Below are 3,183 nucleotides of genomic sequence, written 5' to 3'. Positions count from 1 at the left end.
CCTCGCTGCGGGAAGCGCTGGAGCTGCTGGCGCTGGAATGCGTGCGCGGCGGCGGGGAGGCCGGGTACCGCGACTTTCTGGCCGAGCAGGCCGAACTGTTCGTCGCGCTGACGCACCGTGCCCCGCGCCGCCCGCTGACCCGCGCCGACCGCGCCGCGCTGCCCGAACGGGTGCGGACGGTGCTGGACGCCGGGCGGTAGCACACACCGACACACACCGACACCGCGTTGACGCTCTGTTGACGCCTCAGGGGTCACGATCTCCCCACCTCCGGCGCGGGTGGGATCCCTCCGCCCGTCTGCCGGGGGGAGGAGGGATTCCCCATGAGGAAGTTGGCCCATCGCGCTCCCGTGTTCGCCGTCCTCTCGCTGACGCTGCTGGGTGCCCGCCGAGGTCAAGCGGGGCGGCACCCTGCGGACCAGCGTGCTGGGGCCTTCGCTGACGCTCAATCCGTTTCTGAATGCTCAGGCGAGCAGCGTCCTGTCCTGGCTCGAGGACGGCGGGTTGCTGAGGCAGGACCCCGCCACCGAGGAGTTCATCCCCTACATGGCGCAGGCTTACACCGCCTCGGTCGACGGCCTGACCTGGGACTTCACGCTGCGGCCCGACCTGAAGTGGAGCGACGGCCAGCCCATCACGCCCGAGGACTTCGTGACGACGGCCCGGATTCACCAGGACCGGGCGGTCGGCTCGAACTCCTACGACAGCCTGCGGGCGGTCACGGTCAGCCAGACGGGGGACCGCAGCGTGCGGATCGTCTTTCAGGAGCGGCAGGCCACGGCCGCCTCGACTGCGGCGTTCTCCCCCTGGCCTGACCATGTCTTCGGCGCGGCCTACGCGGCGGGGGGGGGCGGCGGCGGTCCGTGCCCTGTGGCCCATGTCGGCCAGCCCGAGCAGCGTCGTGGGGTCCGGCCCCTTCAAGCTGGCCTCGCTGACGCCGGATGGGGCCGCCGTGCTGGAGCGCAACCCCTTCTACGGCGAGTGGGCGGTGGACCCTGCCGGGCAGCCGCTGCCGTACCTGGACCGGGTCGAACTCGTGGCCGTCGCCAGCACGGACGCGCAGCTCAGCGCCTTCCTGGCGGGCCGGACCGACCTCTTCTCCCCCGCTCCCACGCAGCTCGCGGCCCTGCGCGGCGCGGCAGATGTCGTGCTGCGCGAGAACTACAGCGGGCAGGCTTCCAGCAGCTGGATCGTCTGGAACTGGAACCGGGCGTCCGACCCCGAAAAGCAGCGCCTGTTCCGCTCCAGCGCCTTCCGGCAGGCGATGAGCCACCTCACCGACCGCGAGCGGATGGTCCGCGAGGTGCTGGGAGGCGCGGGCGACGCCGTCTACACCAACGTCTACCCGGTCTTCGCCGAGTGGATTTCGCCCACGGCGCCCCGGTTCGCCTTCAACGTCGCCGAGGCCCGCCGCCTGCTCGCGGAGCTGGGGTACGACCGCACGAACGCGGAGGGCCTGCTGGTCAACAGTGCCGGGCGGGTGCTGGAATTCGACCTGATCACCAATGCGGGGAATGCGGCCCGCGAGAACTACGCCCGGATTTTCGCGGAGGGGGCGCGGCAGGCGGGCGTGAAGGTCAATGTCCAGGCGACCGACTTCAATGTGCTCGCCAACCGCCTGGGGTCCAGCGGCGAGGACCGGCCCTTCGACGCCATCCTGCTGGGACTGAGTGGGGGGAGCAACATCTGGCCCTTCGGACCCAATGTCGTTCCGTGCGGCGGCAACCTGCACGCCCACAACCGCTCGGGCGGCTGCCTGACCGACTGGGAGCGCGAACTCGACCGCCTGTTCCGGGAGGGCAACGCCGAACCCGACCGCACGCGGCGCCTCGCCCTGGGGCGGCAGCTTCAGGACCTCGAAGCGCAGCACCAGCCCTTCGTGTACCTCGTGGCCCCCAGGGCCAGCGCCGCCTGGCGCAGCCGCGTGCGCGGCGAGTACCCGTCGGCCATCGCTGACGCCGACGTGGTCACGCGCGAGCTGGGTCTGACCTGGGTGCAGGACTGAAGCGGGGTGCCTGAGGCCAGCGCGGGGCACCCAGACCGGCGGCACCGTCAGCGGCAACACCCCCGACAACGTCTCCAACGAGTGACCGGGCGGCACCCCCGCACCGGGGTGACCCCTTCCCAGGCTCCTCCACGTCTGGCCCACGGCTCCCCGCCCTCTCGTCCCCACAGCCCACAGGAGGTGCCTTCCCCCAGCTTCCCGGTCTCCCCTGGCCGCGCCGCCCCCGTCCGCCCCTGCCCCTGCCCGGCGCCCTCTCCTCGCCGACCAGAAAGGACTTCCGCCATGCGTACCCCCCCTCTCCAAGGCCCTGCTGCTCGCCGCCCTGTGTGCTCCCGCGCTGGCCCCGGCTCAGGCCACCCGCGTCTATTTTCTGAACGACCACGCGCAGAGTGAGCTGGTCGACGTGTATGTCAACGGCGTGCTGCTGTTCGACAACATGTTCTGCGGATTCCCCACGATGTTCGGGCGCGACCTCGCCCCCGGCAAGCACACCTTTGTCGTGACCGCCCACAACGTGCCCCCCGGCCCGGCCAACCTGCTGGAGCAGGAACTGGAGGTCGCGCAGTGGGGCGACTTTACCCTCGTGCTGTCGGGGGAACCGGACCTGAACTCCCCCGAACGGAGCCTCAAGCTGGCCCGCGTTGTGGACCCCAGGGCCNCGACTTTACCCTCGTGCTGTCGGGGGAACCGGACCTGAACTCCCCCGAACGGAGCCTCAAGCTGGCCCGCGTTGTGGACCCCAGGGCCTTCTAGAGCATTTGCCATAAGAATGCGGTGGGTTTCCGCATTCGTTGGCCGAGCGGACTTGCAAAGCTGCGCAGCAGAGCGAGCGAATTGAAGAAGAGCATTGGGCATTCGGGGAGGCACCTGGGGCGCCCTTCCCCGGGGGCCGTAATTCTGCCCAATGCTCTAGAGCATGTGTCCGAGTTCCGCCGAGAGAGGAAGGGCACCCCCCCCACGGCTCCATGTTCTCCTTTCGCTCTCCTGCGGAGCTTTGCAGGTCCGCTCGGGCACAAAGAAGGGCTCTTTTTGACAGGTGCTCTCACCCGCGCGGCACCCAGTGCCGGAGCCAGTCCACACCCGGCGCGGCTCCGGCTCCTCTCTCCCGGCCTGTTTCAGAGGAGACTTCCATGACTGACATCTTTCAGTTTACGCGGCATAGTGCTGGTTCTCGTCCC

Annotated in this window: 1 protein-coding gene and 2 pseudogenes; all 3 read left to right on the top strand. The window is 69.9% G+C overall.

From position 1 onward, the window contains the following. Positions 1-200 (top strand): annotated as a pseudogene (locus tag QOL99_RS16115) (DUF721 domain-containing protein); the annotation flags it as partial. A gap of 181 nt (positions 201-381) precedes the next feature. After that, positions 382-780: pseudogene (locus QOL99_RS17905) on the top strand (ABC transporter substrate-binding protein); the annotation flags it as partial. Positions 781-877: 97 nt separating this feature from the next. After that, positions 878-2,005 (top strand): ABC transporter substrate-binding protein, encoded by a 1,128-nt coding sequence (locus QOL99_RS16110; protein ID WP_326522596.1) that lies wholly within the window; start codon positions 878-880, stop codon positions 2,003-2,005. Positions 2,006-3,183 lie beyond the last annotated feature (1,178 nt).

This window comes from Deinococcus rhizophilus, from assembly GCF_030271215.1.
Classification (GTDB): domain Bacteria; phylum Deinococcota; class Deinococci; order Deinococcales; family Deinococcaceae; genus Deinococcus; species Deinococcus rhizophilus.
Note: the sequence above shows the minus strand (reverse complement) of the source record. Positions and strands in the feature narration are given on the sequence as shown.

Excerpts from the sequence above, each read along its gene's own strand:
- QOL99_RS16110 (WP_326522596.1), top strand. The coding sequence starts at position 878 with ATGTCGGCCAGCCCGAGCAGCGTCGTGGGGTCCGGCCCCTTCAAGCTG.